The 20,747-nt window shown below is 46.8% G+C and carries 17 protein-coding genes; 6 read left to right on the top strand and 11 right to left on the bottom strand.

What is annotated here, in order from left to right:
• Window positions 1–6 precede the first annotated feature (6 nt).
• From AEA42_RS03920 to AEA42_RS03940, 5 genes are all read right to left on the bottom strand, one after another.
• Window positions 7–1,023, bottom strand: a complete 1,017-nt coding sequence (locus AEA42_RS03920; protein ID WP_055647020.1) for an iron ABC transporter permease — start codon at window positions 1,021–1,023, stop codon at window positions 7–9.
• 2 nt (window positions 1,024–1,025) lie between these two features.
• Window positions 1,026–1,979 (bottom strand): hemin ABC transporter substrate-binding protein, encoded by a 954-nt coding sequence (locus AEA42_RS03925; RefSeq protein ID WP_055647021.1) that lies wholly within the window; start codon window positions 1,977–1,979, stop codon window positions 1,026–1,028.
• Window positions 1,980–2,072: 93 nt separating this feature from the next.
• Window positions 2,073–2,510, bottom strand: a complete 438-nt coding sequence (locus AEA42_RS03930) for a biopolymer transporter ExbD (protein ID WP_055647022.1) — start codon at window positions 2,508–2,510, stop codon at window positions 2,073–2,075.
• Window positions 2,507–3,250 (bottom strand): MotA/TolQ/ExbB proton channel family protein, encoded by a 744-nt coding sequence (locus tag AEA42_RS03935; RefSeq protein ID WP_231640352.1) that lies wholly within the window; start codon window positions 3,248–3,250, stop codon window positions 2,507–2,509. Before AEA42_RS03935 ends, AEA42_RS03930 begins: the two co-directional genes overlap by 4 nt.
• 95 nt (window positions 3,251–3,345) lie before the next feature.
• A complete protein-coding gene (locus AEA42_RS03940) occupies window positions 3,346–4,266 on the bottom strand; it encodes an energy transducer TonB (protein WP_055647024.1) in 921 nt (306 codons plus the stop codon).
• A gap of 244 nt (window positions 4,267–4,510) precedes the next feature.
• On the opposite strand from AEA42_RS03940, the gene AEA42_RS03945 reads away from it, so the two are divergent.
• From AEA42_RS03945 to AEA42_RS03960, 4 genes are all read left to right on the top strand, one after another.
• Window positions 4,511–6,604 (top strand): TonB-dependent hemoglobin/transferrin/lactoferrin family receptor, encoded by a 2,094-nt coding sequence (locus tag AEA42_RS03945; protein ID WP_055647025.1) that lies wholly within the window; start codon window positions 4,511–4,513, stop codon window positions 6,602–6,604.
• A gap of 24 nt (window positions 6,605–6,628) precedes the next feature.
• A complete protein-coding gene (gene hutX, locus AEA42_RS03950; protein WP_055647026.1) occupies window positions 6,629–7,189 on the top strand; it encodes a heme utilization cystosolic carrier protein HutX in 561 nt (186 codons plus the stop codon).
• A gap of 33 nt (window positions 7,190–7,222) precedes the next feature.
• Window positions 7,223–7,780: a heme utilization protein HutZ gene (gene hutZ / locus AEA42_RS03955; protein ID WP_037427099.1), complete on the top strand. Its 558-nt coding sequence runs from the start codon at window positions 7,223–7,225 to the stop codon at window positions 7,778–7,780.
• Window positions 7,781–8,067: 287 nt separating this feature from the next.
• Window positions 8,068–9,855: an ABC transporter ATP-binding protein/permease gene (locus AEA42_RS03960; protein ID WP_156312299.1), complete on the top strand. Its 1,788-nt coding sequence runs from the start codon at window positions 8,068–8,070 to the stop codon at window positions 9,853–9,855.
• Window positions 9,856–9,948: 93 nt separating this feature from the next.
• Here AEA42_RS03960 and AEA42_RS03965 read toward each other — a convergent pair whose 3' ends face one another.
• The 4 genes from AEA42_RS03965 to AEA42_RS03980 form a co-directional block, all read right to left on the bottom strand.
• The gene (locus AEA42_RS03965) at window positions 9,949–11,553 is read right to left on the bottom strand and encodes a long-chain fatty acid--CoA ligase (RefSeq protein WP_055647027.1); all 1,605 of its coding nucleotides are present in this window, start codon (window positions 11,551–11,553) and stop codon (window positions 9,949–9,951) included.
• Between the two features lie 368 nt (window positions 11,554–11,921).
• Entirely contained in the window at window positions 11,922–13,355 is a 1,434-nt protein-coding gene (gene ccoG / locus AEA42_RS03970) for a cytochrome c oxidase accessory protein CcoG (RefSeq protein WP_055647028.1), read from the bottom strand.
• A 159-nt stretch (window positions 13,356–13,514) separates the two neighbouring features.
• The gene (locus AEA42_RS03975) at window positions 13,515–14,981 is read right to left on the bottom strand and encodes a sigma 54-interacting transcriptional regulator (protein ID WP_055647029.1); all 1,467 of its coding nucleotides are present in this window, start codon (window positions 14,979–14,981) and stop codon (window positions 13,515–13,517) included.
• 500 nt (window positions 14,982–15,481) lie between these two features.
• The gene (locus tag AEA42_RS03980) at window positions 15,482–16,027 is read right to left on the bottom strand and encodes a thioredoxin family protein (RefSeq protein WP_037427092.1); all 546 of its coding nucleotides are present in this window, start codon (window positions 16,025–16,027) and stop codon (window positions 15,482–15,484) included.
• A gap of 203 nt (window positions 16,028–16,230) precedes the next feature.
• On the opposite strand from AEA42_RS03980, the gene AEA42_RS03985 reads away from it, so the two are divergent.
• Together AEA42_RS03985 and AEA42_RS03990 are read left to right on the top strand one after the other, a co-directional pair.
• Window positions 16,231–17,781 carry a peptidase S10 gene (locus AEA42_RS03985; RefSeq protein ID WP_055647030.1) on the top strand — a complete coding sequence of 517 codons (1,551 nt, stop codon included), beginning with the start codon at window positions 16,231–16,233 and terminating at the stop codon, window positions 17,779–17,781.
• A gap of 86 nt (window positions 17,782–17,867) precedes the next feature.
• Entirely contained in the window at window positions 17,868–18,488 is a 621-nt protein-coding gene (locus tag AEA42_RS03990; RefSeq protein WP_037421487.1) for a LysE family translocator, read from the top strand.
• Window positions 18,489–19,138: 650 nt separating this feature from the next.
• Here the strand turns inward: AEA42_RS03990 and AEA42_RS04000 are convergent.
• Together AEA42_RS04000 and AEA42_RS04005 are read right to left on the bottom strand one after the other, a co-directional pair.
• Window positions 19,139–19,903, bottom strand: a complete 765-nt coding sequence (locus tag AEA42_RS04000) for a 23S rRNA pseudouridine(2604) synthase RluF (protein ID WP_055647031.1) — start codon at window positions 19,901–19,903, stop codon at window positions 19,139–19,141.
• A gap of 11 nt (window positions 19,904–19,914) precedes the next feature.
• A complete protein-coding gene (locus AEA42_RS04005) occupies window positions 19,915–20,610 on the bottom strand; it encodes a hypothetical protein (protein WP_055647032.1) in 696 nt (231 codons plus the stop codon).
• Window positions 20,611–20,747: the final 137 nt, after the last annotated feature.

The raw sequence follows: 20,747 nt of genomic DNA on the forward strand, positions 1-20,747 counted from the left end.
TCTCGCTTAGATTAATTTGCTGCGTTGTTGCAGGAGTAAAAAGATAAAGAATGGCGCACCGATAAGTGCTGTGACTAAGCCGACGGGTAATTCTGCGGGGGGTAAAAATGCCCGCGCACCTATGTCAGCTAAGGCTAAAAGCGCAGCGCCCAAGAGGGCGCTCATGGGTAAAAGTCGTTTATGATCTGGCCCCAAAATCATCCGCACTAAATGGGGAACCACTAGACCAATAAAACCGATAATCCCTGTTGCGGCCACACTCACGCCTACGCCTAATGCACAGAGTAGGATGAGTCTTAACTTAAGACGGTCGACATCAATCCCTAAATGTCTGGCTTCAGCTTCACCCAGTAGCAGGGCATTAAGTGCCATGGCATCACGCTGAAAACGCCAACTCAGCAACACTAATACCAGTAAACACAGGCCGACATATTGCCATTGAGCTCCCGCAATACTGCCCATTTGCCAAAGGGTTAAGTCACGTAATGCCATATCATTAGCGAGATAAGTCAGTACGCCTATGCCCGCTCCTGCTAGCGCTGCAATCGCCACGCCGGAAAGCATCAATAACACCACAGATGTGCCTAAACCGTTACTCGCCAGACGATAAACGATCAGGGTTGTGGCTAACCCACAGAGAAAGGCGCCAAGGGAAATCATAAAAGATCCCACGTCGGGAAATAACACGATACAGATGGCCGCACCTAATGCGGCCCCCGATGACACCCCGATAATACCTGGGTCTGCCAGTGGATTACGGAATAATCCCTGCATCACAGCGCCACATTGAGCAAGAATTGCGCCTACCGTAAGGGCTAACAAGGTCCTGGGTAGACGCACGTTACTTACCACCAGTTGCTCATGGGGTGCAAGATTGCCAATGCTTTGCTGGGTTGCCCAATTAAATACCGCACTGAGGGAGTCCATAAGACTAATGCTTACAGGACCTACACTCACCGAGAGTATACTGCTCAGGATGAGGAGCATCATCATTGTGGGCCAAAGCCAGCGATACTGTAACATGGTTATTTTCCCGCCGTTTTACCTTGAGTGAGTAGGGTGTCTGCAAGCGTTTCGGCAGCACCAATGGCGCTAATACCTAAACCTCCCAGTAAAGCTTGCGGGGCAAGGGTTTGGATATGACCATTTTGGCCTGCGGGAGTATGCGCTAGCAGCGGCATCTCCTTCAGTAGTGCTTGCGCGGTTTGTTCATCCGTTTGTGCATCACTCTGCTCGCTGCGGTTAGACAGTAAAATCACATCCGGTTGTAAGGCGAGAATGCCCTCTTGGGACAATGTCTTATAGCCTTCAAAGTCTGCAATATTCTTTGCGCCCGATAGCGCAATAATGGTATCGGCAGCGGTACCTTTGCCACCGACTCTGGCTCCTCGTCCTTCCTGTAATAACATAAAGAGGATTTTTGGCTGAGCATTATGTTGGCTGAGTTGTTGTTTTTGCTTATTTAATTTATCTAGCCTTTGATGCAACTCCTGCTTTAGCGGGGCCGCTTTTTCTGTTCGATTAAGCGATTGTGCCAGCGTATCGATATTGCTCATTAATTGTTGCTCATCGGCGCTTGAGGGTAATTGCACTACCTTGATATTGGCTTGTTTTAGTACGTTAAGGGTGGTTTCTGGGCCCATGACGTCGGACCCTACAATTAGTGTAGGGCTGAGTGCCATAATGCCTTCAGCGGAAAGCATGCGGTGGTACCCCAGTTTGGCGACTGAGCTTAATTGCTCAGGCACATAGCTGGTGGCATCGACAGCCACTAACTCATCGGCCGCCCCTAACGCCAGCACTAACTCGGTGACACCCGCTCCAGCGCTCACCAACTTTATGTCCTGAGTTGCACTCCAAGCATTAAATGAAAAGAGTGCTGTGACTGCGGGGAGTAGACACAACCATTTATTGAATGCATTGCTATCGGTCGGTTGACTGAGTTTATTAAATCGATAACGCACAGCTTGAAACAACATGGGTAAACTCCTGATCCATCTAAAAGCAAGGTCGAGGTGTTATCAACCTTGCAGGGTAAACGGGTTAAAACACGATTGAGTTAAGGTTTAGGGTTAATGTTCCATCAAAATTTGGGTTTGATTAATGGCGTTGCCCTGCAAAAGTGCCAGTAGCTGCATTAGCGGTTCAACTGGCGCGGCCTTATCGGCAGCAATAATGACGGTGGCCTGTGGTTGGGCCGTTAACAGCGCTTCAAAGGCTGTACTAAATGCGGTTAAATCAGCAAATTTTTCGCCATTAATCGCCCAGTAGGGTGAAGTCGCCATAATATTGATGGCTATCGATTGCTTATGCTCGAGTGCCGTAATGGCGCTGCTTGGCCTTTGAGGTACATCAACGGGTAAGCTCAGCAAACGGCTATTTGCCGTGAGTAACAGAAACACTAAAACAATAAAAATAATATCAATCAATGCCGTAAGATCGACGCTGGGCAGTGGCTCTAAGGCACTGATCCCTGCTTGGGGTAACGACGTGTGGTGAGTGCTTATCATGGCTGAGACTCAAGAGATGCGGCGTGTGGAGTATTAGGTGTTTGATTAGCCTGATTTCCTAGAGCGAATGCCTGATATAAGTCCTGCTCAAGTGGTAGCTTGTCTACACCGGATAACCATAAGTTAATTTGATTCAGCACATGGCTCGCTTTTAAGCATTGGCTATGCGCCCAGATCCCGAATAAATGGGCGGCGGTAATGGTCGGCACCGCAATGATAAGACCTGCAGCGGTAGTATTCATCGCCAGACCAAGCCCCGCACTGAGTTGCGCAGGAGTGACTGGCCCTTGGGACTGGCTAAGTTGGGCAAACATGTCAATTAACCCAAGCACCGTACCGAGTAACCCCAGTAGCGGACTAATAATCCCTATCACTTGCAAAATCTTAAGGCCCGCTTGCAGCTCCCTTTGTTGTTTATTCAGCCATAGACTGAGTAATTCCTCCCTGAGTGGTTTGGGTTGATGTGCTTGCGCTAACAGCAGTGTTGCGCCACGGGCCAGTAAATCCTGCTGATGGCTGGTTTTAGAGAGTAAAGCTTGAATGTTTTCGCTTGTCGGTTTGACATCAGAGTCGCGTAGCTCTTTAACCCAAGCTTGTTTTTTTGGGGAGATTGACGCTGCGGATTGTTGTAAAAACAGTGCGCTACGCTCAAGGCAAATCATCAAGCCGAGGAATGCACATATCAGCAAAGGCCAGGTGAGTGAACCGAGCTGGCCATGTAGGGTAGAAAAGTCAGTCATAAGCGGTGAGTCTCTATAGTTAGATCTGTTATCAAGCATTCAGCCAAATGTGTTGCAATAGGATTAGCGTGGTTAAGCACTGCATCGCCACAGGATCAATTTAAGGCGAAACGAATCGGTACCCTCACCTTGTAATGGCTCGCCAGTTTTGGGCTTGGCGCCTCAAACTGCCAAGTCTCTACCGCCTCTAGTGCCGCTTGGTCCAGCAGGCTGACACCAGAGCTTTTGACTAACGTGAGGGCGAGTTGTTGTCCAAATTCGTTAAACATCACTTCAATTGTTGCGGTTCCTTCCAAGCCTTTTTTTCGCGCCATGCGCGGATATGTTGGTTGGGGAGGTTGACTGGCAAAAGTGGGGGTTGCCAGCTCGATAACCTCGGGAGTGGCTTTGGTGTTCTTGCTGGCACTTGTGGGCGTCACATCGCTGTTGTTAATAGCTGCATTATCTTGAGTCTTGATTTCTGCCATTTGCGATATATCTCGCTCAGAAGATTTTGCTATTTCTTCTGTTTCTTGTTGATGCAGTGTATTTGCAGCCATTAGCTTCATAGCCGTTGTCGCATCTGCCTTAGAGGATGTGTTCGGCGTTGGCTTGTTTTGTACAGCGGATTTAACAGTTTGCGGCTTAGCTGTGGTCGGTTCGTGGGCTTGCCTTGCCATTTCAGTTGTCGCCGTATCAGTTCGTTTTGGCGCCGTTTGGCGCTTACTGGCATTAGACAAACGGGCATTAGCTACCTTGGCATTAGACGAGCTTGCATTAGGCACATTTGGGGAGATCGTATCCACGGGATCTGCATTCGCTGGCGTACTGTTTAGCTCAGATATGACCGCTGACTTTTCCACTGAATGATGTGCTGTAAAGCTTAAGGTAACCGCTTTGTTTACCTCATTGAATGCGTGCATTTGAGCAGATTCGTTAAGATCCTTCGGTAATGAAATCGAAGGCTGCGATGCAATCACACCCGTTTGAATCGCAACAGTTAATGCGCCAAAAGCTAAATATCGTTTTGGTGTCACGGCAAACCTTCCAATTCCAAAAGCATTCACTCATCAATCATTGCTAATTAAGATACATAAATATAAATAAGATCGCAAATGATAATGATTTTCATTTGATCAAATTTATATTCTCAGTTAGAGTGCCTGCAATTGCTAAAGTGAATGCTCAAAAAACTAGCAAAATGCCAAGGTAGGCGAATGACTGTTACGGGTCTTTTAGATACTAATTGATTAATAAAATTAATAATTTGAGGAAGATAATATGAACAAAAAGCCGTTAGTGATCGCCGTTGCGATGGCACTAAGTAGTACGGCGCTAAGTTTTGCGTTAGCGGCTGAAGAAGGCGTCAAACCCACTGCGGTTCAGAAGAGTGCTGAACAGGGGGTTATCGAAACTGAATTTGATGAAGTGTTAGTGAGTGCGACGCGTTTGAGTGAGAAAGTGTCTGAAACCAGTCGAAGTGTGGCTGTTGTCGCAGAAGAGCAGCTTAACGTTTCACAGGCTTCATCGGTTGCCGAAGTATTAAAAAACGAAGCGAATATTAACTTAACAAATGGCCCAAGAGCGACCTCTCAGGGCGTCGAAATTCGTGGTTTAAGCGGTGATCGTGTTTTACAAACGATCGATGGTGCGAGGCAAAATACCAGTTCTGGCCATCGCGGTTCCTATTTTATGGACCCTGAACTACTTAAATCTATCGAGGTGATCCGTGGTCCTGCCAGTAGTTTGTGGGGCAGTGGTGCCCTCGGCGGTGTTGTTGCACAAAATACTAAGTCTGCTCAGGATTTTTTAGCGCCAAATGAAACCTTTGGTGGTTATGTCAAGCAAGGCTATGACACCAATGGCGACCGCACTAAAACCAGCGCCGCAGTCTATGGCCAGCAAGCAACAGTCGATTGGTTGCTCAATGGCAGTTATGTTGATTCCAATAATATTAATACCGGCAATGATGAAACCTTAGTCAACAGTGCTTCTTCAGGAAGCAGTGGATTGGCTAAATTCGGCTGGCAGGCTGATGAAGCCTCGCGCTTAGCGTTATCGGCAAGAGTGAACAAGATTAATGAATTAGTGCCAAGTAATCCTTCTGCGGCTGTGAGTAGCTCAGTGCCTTTAGTGCGCCGCAAAACGGACGATCAAAATATCACCCTCAATTACAGCTTAGCGCCAGCCAATAATCCTTATTTGGATACTCATGTGCAGGTTTATTGGAATAGCACAGATTACGATGAAGACCGTGTCACTAAAGGCCAATTAGATAGTACTGAATACCGCACAGTTGGCGTTAATGTGAACAATAGTTCTCAACTCGGTAACACTAAGTTGACCTACGGTGTGGATGGCTATCGCGATACCCTTAAAACCGTTAGAGACGATAAGGGACAGATTGGACAGCGTCCTGAGGATATTGATGGCGAAACAACGGTATGGGGAGCTTTTACTCGGGCGGATGTGCAACTGACACAAACGGTAAACCTCGATGCTGCTTTGCGTTATGACAGTTTTAAAAACGAGAGTCATAACCTGAATGCATCTGCTGATGATACTGAGCTATCTCCTTCACTTGGATTAAGTTGGCAAACGCAGCCATGGCTGACCTTAAGTGCGCGCTATGATCAGGCCTTCCGAGCGCCGACGGTGGAGGAAATGTTCTCTAGCGGTACCCATTACTGCATTCCGCCAATACCGGGTTTTTTACCCCAAGGGTTATGTAACACCTTTGCGACAAATCCTAGCCTAAAGTCAGAAGTGGCCCGTAATAAAGAGCTTAAAGCTGACTTTCGCTTCAATGAGTTAGCAGGTGATGATGAATTAGCGATTACTTTAAACATCTTCCGTAACGATGTGGACGATTTTATTGTTCAGCAAGTCTCTAATCCATATCGGGGGATACCAGGACTTGAGCAAACAACCTCGTGGAACAACGTGGAAGACGCTCAATTAACGGGCTTTGAGCTCAGCGGTCGTTATCGCATCGGACAAACGCGTTTAGCGATGAATTATGGTCAAACCCGCGGAGAAGACCGTAACACTGGCGATTATATCGAAGGGATGCCAGCCAATAAGTTTAATGTCGACTTGTCCCAAGGGATTATTGAAGGCGATATGAAGCTAGGCACGCGAGTGACCTATGTTGCCAGCCAAGCGAATACACCCAAAGGTTACAGTGTTGCAAAATATGATGAATACACCCTTTGGGATGTGTACCTAGCATGGGAGCCCGCGATGGGCGTGATGTCGGGCCTGAGAGTTGATTTTGCCATTGAAAACATTGGTGATGAGAAGTATCTGCAGGCATGGCAAACCTTGTATCAGCCCGGCCGTAATATGAAGCTGTCTGCACGCTACATGTTCTAAACCTTGGGATAGAGGATCTAGGAAATGACCCAAACAGTCGACATTGAAAACACGGATAACGTGCTGAGTCGCCGAGATTCAAATGCTGAAACCCAGCAAATGTTGCGACAACGATTTGAAACTCAACCAGATTTAATGCCTGCACAATTGGCCAGTGAGTTAGGGATTGCCGAGCTTGAGGTGGTTACCGCCTTACCTAAAGCGCAGCGAGTATTTTTACCTTTGGCCCATATGGACGAGTTACTACAAAGCTTACCCGAGTGGGGTTCGTTAACCACCATAGTGATGCTTTCGGGCAGTGTATTTGAATTTAAAGGCGATTTTCCCCAAGGAAAATTTGCCCATGGTTACTACAACCTCTACAGCAAAGGGGATGGCTTACATGGCCATCTTAAATTGGATGGCATGCGGGCGATAGCCTTGATCAGCAGACCTTTTAGGGGCAGCGAGAGCCATTCCATTAACTTTTTTGGACCTCAGGGTGAAGTGGTATTTAAAGTTTATTTAGGACGTGACAAGCAAAGAGTGCTTTTTCCCGAGCAAGTGCGCCGTTTTAAAGCGCTGGCCGCTACCTTTGCTGATTAACATTGATGAACGTAATTTATTGAGGAAACCAATATGAAGCCTGACATTTCCGAGCAAGAACAGCGTTTAAGGGACAAACTGTTACCTGAAATAGAGGTCTTTAAACAGCAACGTAAAACCTTACAACTCGCCACCGTCGATACCGATGGTCAACCTAATGCCAGTTACGCGCCATTTGCCTTAGCAGACGATGGTTTTTATATCTTGGTGAGTGACTTAGCGCGCCACGGCCATAATCTTAAACAGTCTACTAAAGTGTCTGTGATGCTGGTGGAGGATGAAGTCGAAGCCAAATCTGTATTCGCCCGCAAACGATTAACCTTTGATGCCATGGCTCAAGCGGTTGCACGTGATACGCCCTCGTTTAGCAAAGGAGTCAGCCTGTTATCTAAACGTTTTGGCGACATGTCGGATAATTTGGCAGCGCTGACGGACTTTAACCTGTACAAGTTAGCGCCCCATCAAGGATTGTATGTCAAAGGCTTTGGCCAAGCCTTTACTCTTACAGGCAGTGAATTACTCGATGTGAACTGGAAGCGTGATGGTCACCATGGCACCCCAAAAACGCCTGAAGATATGCAGGTAGCTTAGATATCTGTGTTTTACACTTCTGTACTTTGATCTTGCCCTACTCAAGGCGCAATCATAAACCCGCTATCAATGCGGGTTTATTTTTGGCTTTTATATTCTTAGCCTTGAATTTTTGCTTTGCTAGCATCACTTTGGTTATCGTGTGCGCTTTCTTGTGTGCTCAGTTCATTGTCATTTGTGCTAAGTTGAATGACAAATAAAGCCGAAGGATAACAAGAGTGAACAAACCGCTCATAGAGCCCACCGATTCGAGCATTCCACCTCTTCGACCATTATTGGAGTCCATTGTGTCTCAACAATCTTCACACACCTCGGTTCGCCAACGGGCAGTATTGCCATGGATTTGGCAATTTCTTAAGCCCTATCGTTTGCGAGTTGTCGCGGCGATTGTATTTTTATTGATCGGTTCTTTGGCCTGGTTATCCCTCGGCCAAGGCGTGCGGCTGATGGTGGACGAAGGTTTTATTAAGGATAACGCCCAGCGGCTGAATGAAATTATTCTATTGGTGTTGCTCATCACCGCAGTGAGTGGCACTGCGGTGTTTTGCCGTTTTTATCTGATGACATGGCTTGGGGAGCGTGTCAGTGCCGATATTCGGCTTGCAGTTTATAATCAATTACTTAAATTATCTCCGGCATTTTATGCCAAGGTGCGCACTGGTGAGGTGATTTCACGTTTTACCGCCGATTCAACCTTACTGCAAACCGTTGTCGGTTCGAGTCTCTCTATGGCACTACGCTCCGGCGTGACGGTTATTGGTGGGCTGGCGATGATGGGGATCACCAGCGTGAAGATGACACTGCTCGTGCTACTGGCCGTGCCTTTGGTGTTGGGTCCTGTCGGTTTCTTTGGCCGAAAGGTGCGCACCTTAGCGCGCGAGAGCCAAGATAGGGTGGCGGATCTCGGTGCCTATGTGGATGAAACCTTGCATGAGATCCACACAGTGCAGGCCTATGGCCATGAGGATAAGGACCGCAGTTTATTTAACGGCCGTGTCGAAGATGTGATGACCGCCGCCAGCGGCCGCATTCGTTACCGCGCGCTGCTGATTTCTTCAGTGATGTTCCTCAGTATTGCTGCCATTGCGCTAGTGACTTGGGTCGGCGCCCACGATGTGATGTCGGGTAAGATGACGGGCGGCGAACTCTCAGCCTTTATGTTTTATGCGGTCATGGTGGCAGGCGCGGTTGCGACCATTAGTGAAGTGGTCGGGGAAATCCAACGTGCCTCGGGCGCCGCAGAACGCTTAATCGAATTAGCCGAAACTGAGGTCGATATTCCGGCGCCACTGGTGCCTAAAACTCTGCCAGATAAAGTACGCGGCGAGCTGCAACTGCAACAACTTAACTTCCATTATCCCGAGCAAACTCAGTTAGTGCTCAGCGACTTAGACCTTGTAATAAATGCCGGCGAGCGGGTGGCTTTGGTCGGCCCGAGTGGTGCCGGCAAGAGCACGCTATTTCAGTTATTGCAGCGGTTTTATGTGCCGTCATCTGGCAGTATCTTATTGGATGGGATTGATATTGCTGCGCTTTCACCACAGGATTTGCGGGCGCAGTTTGCACTGGTGCCGCAGGACTCAGTGATTTTTGCTACTAGTGTGCTAGAAAATGTGCGCTATGGCCGCGTTGATGGCAACGAGCAGGAAGTGATCGATGCCTGTATTGCGGCCCGTGCCCATGAGTTTATCAGTGAATTTAATGAAGGTTATCAAACCTATTTGGGTGAGCGCGGTGTGCGCTTATCTGGCGGGCAAAAACAACGTATTGCCATTGCGAGGGCCATTTTAGCCGACAGACCTATCCTATTACTCGATGAGGCCACCAGTGCACTCGATGCCTTGAGTGAGCAAAAAGTGAAGCAGGCGCTTGATGAGTTAATGGCGGGTAAAACTACGCTGATCATCGCCCATCGGCTTGCAACCGTAATTAATGCCGATCGAATTATTGTGTTTGATAAGGGGCGAATTGTTGCCAGTGGTAAGCATCAAACTCTAATGCAAACCAATGCCTTATATCGAGAGTTTGCCAGTTTGCAGCTGCTAACGGATGAGGTTAACCCATTGAGCGAGTAAGACTTGGATTGGGAAAAGAGGCTCAAATAAAACCCCAGAGTGTTGCTCTGGGGTTTTATTAGATTTAAAGCCGTTCAAATTACTTAATGGTTTTTAAGGCTGATTTTTGAGTTCTCTACGCAGAATCTTACCCACAGTACTCTTAGGCAACTGCGGCATAAATTCAATTAACTTAGGCAGTTTGTAGGCAGTGAGTTGCTCGCGGCAGAAGTTGATGATGGTGGTTTTCATCAGTTCAGGGTCTTGGCTGTCATCCTTGAGCACGATACAGGCTTTGACTGCTTCTCCAGAGTGCTCATCCTTTACGCCAACTACGGCGCATTCGATGATATTTGGGTGGCTAGCAAGCACGTTTTCGACTTCATTAGGATAGACGTTAAAGCCAGAGACAATAATCATATCCTTTTTGCGATCAACGATTTGATGGAAGCCTTCCTCGTTCAGAATCGCAATATCCCCCGTTTTAAAGAAACCATCAGCCGTCATCACATTAGCCGTTTCTTGGGGATTATTCCAATAACCTAGCATCACCTGTGGGCCACGGGCGGCGAGCTCACCGGCTTCCCCTTGCGCGACTTCATTACCGTTTTCGTCTAACAGTTTGACCTCAGTGCCGAGAACGGGCTTACCGATAGTGCCAATCTTTTGATATCCCGGTGCATTGAGCGAGATCACTGGCGAGGTCTCGGATAAGCCATAACCTTCACTGATGGTATTGCCTGTGGTTTGCTGCCATAGATTGGCTGCGGCAGCGGTCAGCGCTGTACCGCCAGAAATAGTGATTTTTAAATGACTGAAATCCAGCGCTTTAAATTCAGGTTGATGACACAAGGCGACAAATAAGGTGTTAAGCCCTGCAAAACCGGTGAAGGGGTATTTCGCCAGCGTCTTGATTAAGCCATTAATATCACGGGGATTTGGGATTAATACCGAGCAACCACCACATTCAAAATACAGCACCAAGTTCACCATAAAGGCGTAGATATGGTAAATCGGCAGTGGCGCGACAAAAATATCTTCCCCTTCGGTGATAACACTGCCGATGCGGGATTTTACCTGCGCCGCATTGGCGAGCATATTGCCGTGGGTCAGGATGGCTCCCTTGGAGAGGCCCGTTGTACCACCGGTATATTGCAGCGCGGCTAAATCGCCTAAGGCGGGCACAAAGCGCGTAAATGGTAACTCTGCACCTTGTTTTAATACGTGACAGAATTCGACATTTTTAAGCCCCGTTTTGGGCTGAACTTGTGGATCGATAAGATCTAACGGGTGGGTCGAAATCACCAATTCAATTGGTGTGGTTGCAACCACTTTGGCGAGGGTTGGCAACAGATCTGACAATACCACTAAGGCCTTAGCGCCTGAGTCATTAAACTGATGGATAAGCTCACGTTCAGTATAAAGCGGGTTAGTGTTGACGAGAATCAGGCCTGCTCGTAGTGCACCATAGGCGGCGATGACGAATTGGGTAATATTGGGTAATTGAATCGCGATCCGATCGCCAGGTTTTAGGTTAGTGTTATTCTGCAAATAGGCGGCAAAATAGCGTGAATCGCGTTCTATCTCATTGAAGCTACTGCTTTTACCTAAGCAAGCATATGCGGTTTTATCGCCAAAGCGTTGGCTAGTGCGTTCGATTAAGTCTATGAGTGAAGAGTATTTGCCAAGTTCGAGTTGTGACTCTTGATCGTATGCCATGCCTAACTACCTCAAATCGGTTTAGTCGTTATTATTATTTTAAAATCAAACGAGTGTTTAGATTAGAAGGATTCAACCTATAAGGTCAATCTTTATCGCCAAATAATTCTATCCAAAGATTGCTACTATCTTTATGTTAAAAATAGTGTTTTTACTCTATATGGGCGGAGTAGAGTTAAGTCTTTATTAACTTGGGTATATTAGGGCGTGTTGATGTTTTAGGGGCATTTTTATAGCAATTGGTAGCTGAATTGGGGGAAAGAAAAGGGCGCGCAATAGGATGTGGCCATTTTAAAAACCAATAAGACGCTCAATCGATGGCGTCTTATTGGTTGTCTACAGCTAAATGGGAGCGTTGAGGCTATGAATTAAGGGCTAAAGAAGCCGGTTTCTTGGCTGACGCTTTGTTTGGGTTCGCTGACATCGGTTACCGAGAATTCGATAAGTTTGCGTCCCGCAGGGATAGCATTCTTATCGGCTAATACTGTCACGGGGTAATCTGCTTGTTCACCCGCCGCGAGGGTGATTACCGGGTCGGCAATTAAGCTGAATGGCATTTCGCTGTTGACCGCGAGTTGGTATTGCTTGGTTTGTTGAGTCTTGTTACGGATCTTCAGCTGGTAGGTATTTTCAACTTTATTATCGGCGGTTTCGCGGTACAGACTCTGTCTGTCGCGAATGACGTTAAGCTGAATCTCACTGCGACTGGAGAGATCTAAACCTATTACAACCAACATAATAACAACGGCAGCGCCGTAACCTAAAAAGCGTGGCGAGCGCAAATTGGAATGGGTGATGCCCTTTAATTCATTCTCGCTGACATAGCTAATTAGGTTTTGTTTGTAGTCGAATTTTTGCATGGTTTCATTACAGGCATCGACACAGGCGCCGCAGTTAATGCACTCGTATTGAAGGCCTTGGCGAATATCAATCCCCGTCGGGCAGACCTCAACACATAAGTTACAGTCAACACAATCACCGAGTTCGGTTTGTTGCTTGCGTTTACGGGGGCCGCGTGCTTCGCCGCGTGTGGCATCATAGGTCACGGTTTTGGTGTTGGCATCGAACATCACGGCCTGAAAACGCGCATAGGGACAGCAGTGTAAGCACATTTGTTCGCGCATCCAGCCAGCGTTTAAGTAAGTGCAAATCGCGAAAAACCATACCCAGCAGGTTGTCCAAAAGCCGGCGTTGCCGGTAAAAATATCCAAGTAGAGTTCACGGGCTGGGATGAAGTAACTGATAAATCCACAGCCAGTAATCAAGGCGGCTAATCCCCACAGGCTGTGTTTGAGCGTTCTTTTACTGAGTTTACTCGCAGACCATGGCGCCTTATCGAGCAACTTACGTTTATTGCTGTTACCCTCAATTTGGCTTTCGAGCCAGACAAACATAAAGGTCCACGCGGTTTGTGGGCAAAGATAGCCGCACCAGACCCGTCCCCAAAACACGGTTATAAAAAAGAGGCCAAAAGCCGCGGCAATAAACACCCAAGCGAGTAAGGTGAAATCCTGTGGCCAGAACGTGAGGCCAAAAAAGAAGAATTGTTGCTGACTCACATCCAGCAGTATCGCTTGCCGACCATCAAATGAAATAAACGGCAGTGCAAAAAACAGCAGTACTAACAGGCTATTCATTGTGGTTCTGAGACGCTGAAAATAGCCTTTCTGCTCTCGGAAATGAATCTGGCCACTGCTTTTGTGTGCAGGCTTATCTTCCGCCTGGATATTTTTTACCGGGATAAATTGCTCGGCAGAGGGACGTTTGGCGTTCTCTCTGTGTTGGGTGTCACTCTTGGGCATATGCTGTCCTAACGGCTTAAATAAGATTCGGCTCCCTATAGCAAGCGTTAGGCCAAAATAATTTGCATTTAACTATATGATATTTATTGATTTAAATTAGATTGGTTTTTATGTGTGTCGCGATATATCGTCAATTGGCGATATATCGCGTTTTTGAGACTATTCATCATTAGTGATTTGACGTGTAATCCCGAGCTTCTTCATTCGCGATCTGAGGGTACTTGGCGGGACGCCGAGTACACTGGCTGCGCCGTTTGCGCCCGAAATACGCCAGTTCAGCAGTTTTAATGTTTGCTCAATATGCTGTGCTTCTGCCTCGGCCAAGGTTTGTAATGGTGAAGCCGCGGTTTGAGTCTGTAGGTGATTCGTGGGCATGGCATGAATATGTAAAATATCCGTTTGAGATAATATAGCCTCTCGCTCAAGGATATTCTGCAATTCGCGCACATTGCCAGGCCAGCTGTAGGCCATTAATTTTTGTAGGCCTTTTTGACTTACCCCTCGGATTTTTTTGCCCAGCTTACGGTTAAGGGAATGCAGTATATGGCTGACAAGCTCGGGCATATCCTCCAGTCTCGCCCTCAGCGGTGGCACTTGAATTGGGAAGACATTCAAGCGGTAATAGAGATCCATTCGAAATAAGCCCTGTTCAACGCGTTTGAGTAAATCATGATGACTGGCGGCGACTAAGCGAATATTCACCTTGACGGTTTCGCTGCCGCCGAGTCGCTCAAAGGATTGCTCTTGGATCACTCGCAGTAACTTAGATTGCGCCTCCAAACTTAATTCGGCCACCTCATCGAGAAACAGGGTGCCTTGATGGGCAAGTTCGAAGCGGCCCTTGCGCTGTTGAGTCGCACCCGTAAAGGCGCCTTTCTCATGGCCAAACAGCTCACTCTCTAACAGTGAGGCTGAAAATGCCGCGCAGTTAACGCTGATCATGGGCTTATCTTTGCGGCGACTCAGTTGATGTAAGTTGCGGGCAACCAGCTCTTTGCCTGTGCCATTCTCGCCACAAATCAATACGGTACTGTCGGTATTGGCCACCATATGCAGTTGCTGGATCATATGGCGGATCACTGCGCTACTGCCCGAAATATCCACATCGCCAGTCTTATCGGCTAACTCGGCTTGGAGATAATGATTCTCGCTGGCCAGTTGCTCCGACAGAGCTTGAACCTGTGCTAAAGCCTGGCGTAGCGACTGCTCGGTTTGTTTTTGAATACTGATGTCACGAAATATCGCGACTACACCGATAAGTTTGTTGTCCCGATAGACGGGCGTAGAGCTGTAATACACGGGAAAGCTGCTGCCATCCTTACGCCAAAACACATCGTGGGTAATTTCCCTTGCAATCCCATCCTTTAAGGTGTTGTAGATGGGGCAATCTTCCTGGGGATAATGACTGCCATCCGCATGGCTATGATGATGGCAATTATGGATATTTTTGCCGAGTAACTCTTCATTCTTCCAGCCCGTCATGCGCTCGGCGGCGGGATTGATAAAGACAGCATTGCCATTTAAATCAAACCCATAAATGCCTTCGCCCACGGCATTGAGCAGTAACTGATTCTCTGGCAGAAAATGTTTATCCAAGGGCATTACGGCGGGCTGTGTTGATGTCATTCCGTTGATTCCTTAATACGAATGAGTGCCCAGAGTATAACCCCTTGAGTCGTGTCGCGATATATCGCGAGTTGCTTTGTCATGTTTGAATAGAATGGTTTTGAGGCTAGCTTAGAGGTCTGACCATTAACTTGTTGATAATAAAAAGCTTATATTTTAATCAATAGAAAGTTTTATTTAGTGCTGGCTTAAATTGCTAAATTGTTATAAAAATGTTTCATAAATATTATTAGCAAGGTTGAAATAGACCAGTACGCTTACCCTTATATGGGAATACGCATTACTTCGCTAAGATATTTAAGTAACTCGCTAGTTATAAAACTATTTTTATAGTGTTTTGGGGTTAGACGGCTGTTGAGAGTACGGAGTGATTTTCTGCCCACCTTTCCGGAAAATTGCTTTCTACTGATTTGAAGTGTGCAAAAAGGCTGCGATGCAGCCTTTTTTATTGCGCTCTCAATACTCCATTTTTGAAGATTAAGCCAAATAAGCAAAATAGATTACAAGGCTTTAGCCTGAGCTAAGCCATTAAGCACGGCATCGATGGTGAGTTTTGACGGTAGTACTATGCCGTTAGGCGCCCTTGGACCATAGACCTTATTGTAAGGTGTACCCGGTACTCCTTCATGTTGCATGTAGTTCGCGATGGTGGAATCGGCTTCGCTCCAATTTCCCTGCATCAAAATAATCTTGTCGGCCATCAGTGCATTCACCACTTGCTCCCTATGGGTGACTTCAGCCTTATTGGTTTGGCAAATGCTGCACCAGTCTGAGGTGATATCCACAAACACTGTGTAGCCTTGGGCGACCAGTGGGGCGATTTTTTCGGGGGCCAGCGTGCGCCACTGTAGCTTTTGATAGGCTTGATAATCTTCGCCTTTATGCACAAAACCGATAATTCCGCCTAGGCCAACGGCGAAAAATCCCAACACAAAAATCACCGCCAGTGGAATGCGCTTACCTTTGCTACGTTGCCAGATTAACAGACCAATCGCGCCCACAAGTAATGCGAGAATGACCAGACTGATGAGAGTGATAGTGCCCATAGATGCCTACATAAGTTTCCGATAATCCATTCTATCTTAGCGGCTAACAGCTTAAATCTGCGTGAATTTATGTTTTAAAAGCCGATTAAACCTTTGACGCATTCAGTTGCAATTGTGCTTTTGCGCCGAGTGCACAGTCTTTGTAAGCTGGTGCACTAATAAAAAGACCACAAAATAATGACTACAGAAGGGAAGGATAATTGATGCGAGTGCTAAATAAAAAGTCAACGCCCGCAGGGCTAACATGGGCAAGTATGTTGCTGCCCTTGTTATTTACTGTGTCCATGGTCGGCCATGCCGAGCCTGCTCAAAAAGGCGAAGCCAAAGTGGATAAGTTAGTGCCAGAGGTGGTGACCACTAAGCATAAAATGACGATTCAAAATCAGAAGATCAGTTATCAAGCCATTAGTGGGGAGACCATTTTAGAGGATGATAAGGGTGAGCCTCAGGCCAGTATTTTTTCTATTACTTATTTAAGGGATGATGTGCAGGACAGCAGTAAACGTCCGGTCTCGTTTATTTTTAACGGTGGCCCAGGTTCAGCCTCGCTGTGGCTGCACATGGGACTCTTTGGGCCCAAACGTGTGATTGTGCCTGCTGATGCCAAAGATGATGGTGCGGCACCTTATCGGATTGAATCCAACGATTACTCATTACTCGATGAATCTGACTTAGTGTTTATCGATCCTGTGGGTACCGGTTTTAGCCGCGCCCTGGGTGAGAAGAAAGGCACCGATTTTTGGGGCGTAAAAGAAGATGCCCAATCCATTGCCGAGTTTATGCGCCGTTGGTTGATTGAACATAAGCGTTGGAATTCGCCCAAATACCTTGCCGGTGAAAGCTATGGTACGACGCGAGCCGCGGCATTAGTGGATGAACTTCAAGGCGGCTGGACCGATATCTCTGTCAATGGCGTGATGCTGATTTCATCGATTCTCGACTTTAGTCACGCTCGCTATCAACCGGGTAACAACCAACCCTACATTGGTTTTTTACCGACCATGGCGGCGACTGCGTTTTATCATAACAAAGTCAGTGATGCCGATAAGGCCTTGGGGCTCGAAGCATTTGTCGAACAGGCGCGTCAATTTGCTATTAAGGATTACGCCTTAGCCCTATTACAGGGCAGCCGTTTAGCGCAAAGTGATTATCAAGCTGTACGCAAACAGTTGGCGCGTTTTACGGGCCTGAGTGAGTCCTACCTCGACAGAGTAAATTTACGGGTGAGTGCGAGTCGCTATACCAAGGAATTGCTCAGGGATCAGGATTTGACCATCGGGCGGTTAGACAGTCGCTATACCGGCAAAGATTACGACAGTGGCGGTGACTCGACCGATAACGACCCGTCAGGATATGGTATTGATGGTGCTTATACAGCGGCTATCCATCAATATCTGTATGAGGATTTAGGGGTTAAATTATCACGCCCCTTCAACGTGCTTTCCACCGATGTTAACCGTGGCTGGAACTGGAATATTAGCGGTAAACAAATGCATTATGTGAATGTGGCACCCTATTTAGGACAGGCGCAGCGCGAGAATAAAGACTTGCGTATTTTTGTCGGTAACGGATATTTTGATTTCGCAACGCCATTCTTTGCGACTGAAAATACCTTTGCCGATAACGGCATTGATAATAGCCGCGTCACTATGCATTACTACAAGGCGGGTCATATGATGTATGTAGAGCCAGCATCGCTTGCGCAACTGGTGCAAGATATTCGCGTTTTTTATCATCCCAACGGGGTGAAATGAGAGTGACCGTATTGCTAGGCCAGTGTTAAACTGCCACTCCTGTGAGGGCCCTTTTGAGGGCCTTTTTATGCTTTAAAGGGTTGAAAATGAGCTTTAGTACTTGGTTGGGACTATTGGCGATTTGTTGCTTGGGCGCTATGTCCCCTGGGCCGAGTTTGGCGATGGTCGTGCGTCATACCTTAGGTGGTGGTCGCGGGAAAGGGATAGTTTGCGCTTGGGCGCACTCGATTGGCATAGGGGTCTATGCGCTAGTCACGCTACTTGGTCTTGCGGTAATGCTGAAAAATGCGCCTTTGGTTTTTAATGGGATAGCGATTTTAGGCGCGCTCTATCTGGCATGGATGGGGATCCAAGCATTACGCTCAAACGGTGGCATGCAGGCAAAACTTACGGCGGGGGAGGCGACGGATACACTTACAGCGGCGCGCGATGGTATCGCGATTTCCCTGTTCAATCCTAAGATTATGCTGTTCTTTTTAGCGCTGTTTAGCCAATTTGTGATGGTTGCAGATAGTTTTACAGGTCAAGCACTTATCGTACTAACACCACTGGTAGTTGATGGGCTCTGGTACACCTTAATTGCGTTAGTGTTGTCCCATTCGAGTGTATTGCCTAAGTTGCGGGAAAAAGCGGGCTTGATTGATAAACTTTCTGGTGTGGTATTGATTCTGCTTGCAATACGGGTGCTGTATAGCCTCTATGTGTAGTTGTTCACTATTTTTGGAGCATATAACTCGGATTGCCCGCCAAATAGCTAGTACCGCTAAAATTAGGTTTCACGCATCTTACGGCGCCATCTAACATTGCTAATTCTTGAAATTCCGAAGTAAGAAATAGCTTTATGTGGCAATGGAGATCTTGGGATTCATGTTTAAATACTGCCAGCAGATTCTCAGGGCTACCAGCTTGTTGATAAACTTTGGTTAGGTGATATTGATGTGCGCTTAATGTTGATTGTGATATAAGCGCATCACCCAAATTCACAATAAACCACTCACATGTTGAAAGCATAATAATTTACCTTACCTGAACTCGGGGTAACGAGTGTCGAAAAAATCTAAATTTAACAAACTAAATCAATGCTATAAATGATTTTTTTGAAAGGAAAAATCTTTTCTTTCTGACTGAGTGCGCAGATTTTTGCGTATATCAAGGCGCTCAGTCGTACGGCATCGCGAGCTATGGTTAGACAGAGCAACGCACAGAGGCCCGAAAAGATGCCTATTCAGCGGCTCTACTTATCCCGAGCTCAGGTTACCTCGTTAGCGCTGCACAGTGTAAAATCTTTTAGCTGAATAAATGGTTTATGGGGCGTAACGTCACATTGGTCTGAGATTCGTTACCACACCTCATCTGACTATATCGCCAGTGCGGCTTTTAGCGTTGTAATTTCAGTGGGTGTTAGCGGTCGCATTTCTCCCTCTGGTAGAGTGTTTAGTGTGTTTGTTGCTGCTTTGCTTTCTGTACAATTATCTTCGCTTACTGTTTCAAGGCTGAGTGTCATTAAGGCCACTCGCTGTAAATCGATAACCTTATAACCTAAGGCGCTGGACATCCGCCGAATTTGCCGATTTAAGCCTTGGATCAGCACTATTTCAAATTTATCTTCACTAAGCCTACGAACTTTACAGGGGAGAGTATCTACTTCTTTGTACTTTACGCCGCTGGCCATTAGCTTAATAAACTCATCGGTGAAGGCCCTCTCTAGCTGCACATGGTAGGTTTTACTGTGGGCAAAACTGGGGTGCATCAGTTTGTGGGTGAGTTCGCCATCGTTAGTGAGCAGCAATAATCCGCGGGAATCCTTATCTAATCTGCCGACGGGGTAGAGTCTTGGTGTTGGCGGCAGTAAGTGGATCAAGCTGGATTTATCGTCTTTGAGTAAACGGCAATCTGTACCTACGGCCTTATTGAATAGCCAATAGGTAGGAGTTTCGCTGCCTAATACAGGTTTTGCATCCAAGCAAATACTATCAAGGCATTGACCATCTGCATCGAGCTGGACTGGGTCGTGATGTGTGGCAATCTTACCATTTCGCGTAATGCGTCCAGCCTCGATTAAGCGGCAGGCCTCTCGGCGTGAACTGATGCCACATTGGGCAAGGTATTTAGCTAGACGCATAAACGATTAAGTTAAAATGGGTGATGGACTTGGGCGCGATAATACAGGATTTTGGATAAACGACGCATCGCAAATGCAAGGCTTAAGCACCAAATAATATTGAGGTTCGTTTGCAGCCACATATTGGTACTAACCAAACAGAAATGATTGTCTATATCACAGGGCGGAAAATCCAGTTGGCTCCAATCCAGTTGTAAACTCAGGCTAATAGCGCTGATAAAACTTAATAAACTCAAGTAAAACAAGGGCCTTGGGCAGATAAGTTTAGGAACGACTCCGGCAATAATCACTAAGGCATGCAAGGTTAGCGTGCTTAAGAGATAGCTAGTGGAAACCAGTCTATGCATGGTTAAAAAGTTAATCGGAAAAATGCCCATCAAAATCACCGAAGTGCCAACCCAAACTCCTGTGAGTGCAATATATTGGCTAAAGCTATCGAGCTTGAGTAAGTACAGCCCAGCCATAGAGATCAGCATGCAAATCCCTGCGGCTAATAATCCTAAATTAAACACATAGGCAAGGGGCGAGTGGGTATAGTCCCCTAAAAAATCGGCGCGGATAAATAGGGCGCTAACGCCCATGGTTTGGTATTGTCCATACAGAGCGATCATCACTCCCATCGCACTGAGCAGTGCGGCTCCCACAATCAACCAAGTGATTAGGCGATGTAAATCGTAAAAACTGGGTTCACGCTGTCTTGGATTCATTTGGCTTTTAATGAATAGTGGTGTGGATTAAGGGGCAAGGTTGAATAATCGGGTGTAACTTGCCTGAATCCCTTCATGAAGGCAAGTATTCTAAATCGTTGTGCATTTAACCTTTAAAACAAAGGGAGCCAGACAAG

It is taken from the genome of Shewanella sp. Sh95, assembly GCF_001308045.1.
GTDB lineage: Bacteria > Pseudomonadota > Gammaproteobacteria > Enterobacterales > Shewanellaceae > Shewanella > Shewanella xiamenensis.

What these genes read in the sequence shown, in the direction of transcription:
- AEA42_RS03920 (WP_055647020.1), bottom strand. Translation starts at nt 1,023, where the DNA reads ATGTTACAGTATCGCTGGCTTTGGCCCACAATGATGATGCTCCTCATC.
- AEA42_RS03925 (WP_055647021.1), bottom strand. Translation starts at nt 1,979, where the DNA reads ATGTTGTTTCAAGCTGTGCGTTATCGATTTAATAAACTCAGTCAACCG.
- AEA42_RS03930 (WP_055647022.1), bottom strand. Translation starts at nt 2,510, where the DNA reads ATGATAAGCACTCACCACACGTCGTTACCCCAAGCAGGGATCAGTGCC.
- AEA42_RS03935 (WP_231640352.1), bottom strand. Translation starts at nt 3,250, where the DNA reads ATGACTGACTTTTCTACCCTACATGGCCAGCTCGGTTCACTCACCTGG.
- AEA42_RS03945 (WP_055647025.1), top strand. Translation starts at nt 4,511, where the DNA reads ATGAACAAAAAGCCGTTAGTGATCGCCGTTGCGATGGCACTAAGTAGT.
- hutX (WP_055647026.1), top strand. Translation starts at nt 6,629, where the DNA reads ATGACCCAAACAGTCGACATTGAAAACACGGATAACGTGCTGAGTCGC.
- hutZ (WP_037427099.1), top strand. Translation starts at nt 7,223, where the DNA reads ATGAAGCCTGACATTTCCGAGCAAGAACAGCGTTTAAGGGACAAACTG.
- AEA42_RS03965 (WP_055647027.1), bottom strand. Translation starts at nt 11,553, where the DNA reads ATGGCATACGATCAAGAGTCACAACTCGAACTTGGCAAATACTCTTCA.
- ccoG (WP_055647028.1), bottom strand. Translation starts at nt 13,355, where the DNA reads ATGCCCAAGAGTGACACCCAACACAGAGAGAACGCCAAACGTCCCTCT.
- AEA42_RS03975 (WP_055647029.1), bottom strand. Translation starts at nt 14,981, where the DNA reads ATGACATCAACACAGCCCGCCGTAATGCCCTTGGATAAACATTTTCTG.
- AEA42_RS03980 (WP_037427092.1), bottom strand. Translation starts at nt 16,027, where the DNA reads ATGGGCACTATCACTCTCATCAGTCTGGTCATTCTCGCATTACTTGTG.
- AEA42_RS03985 (WP_055647030.1), top strand. Translation starts at nt 16,231, where the DNA reads ATGCGAGTGCTAAATAAAAAGTCAACGCCCGCAGGGCTAACATGGGCA.
- AEA42_RS03990 (WP_037421487.1), top strand. Translation starts at nt 17,868, where the DNA reads ATGAGCTTTAGTACTTGGTTGGGACTATTGGCGATTTGTTGCTTGGGC.
- AEA42_RS04000 (WP_055647031.1), bottom strand. Translation starts at nt 19,903, where the DNA reads ATGCGTCTAGCTAAATACCTTGCCCAATGTGGCATCAGTTCACGCCGA.
- AEA42_RS04005 (WP_055647032.1), bottom strand. Translation starts at nt 20,610, where the DNA reads ATGAATCCAAGACAGCGTGAACCCAGTTTTTACGATTTACATCGCCTA.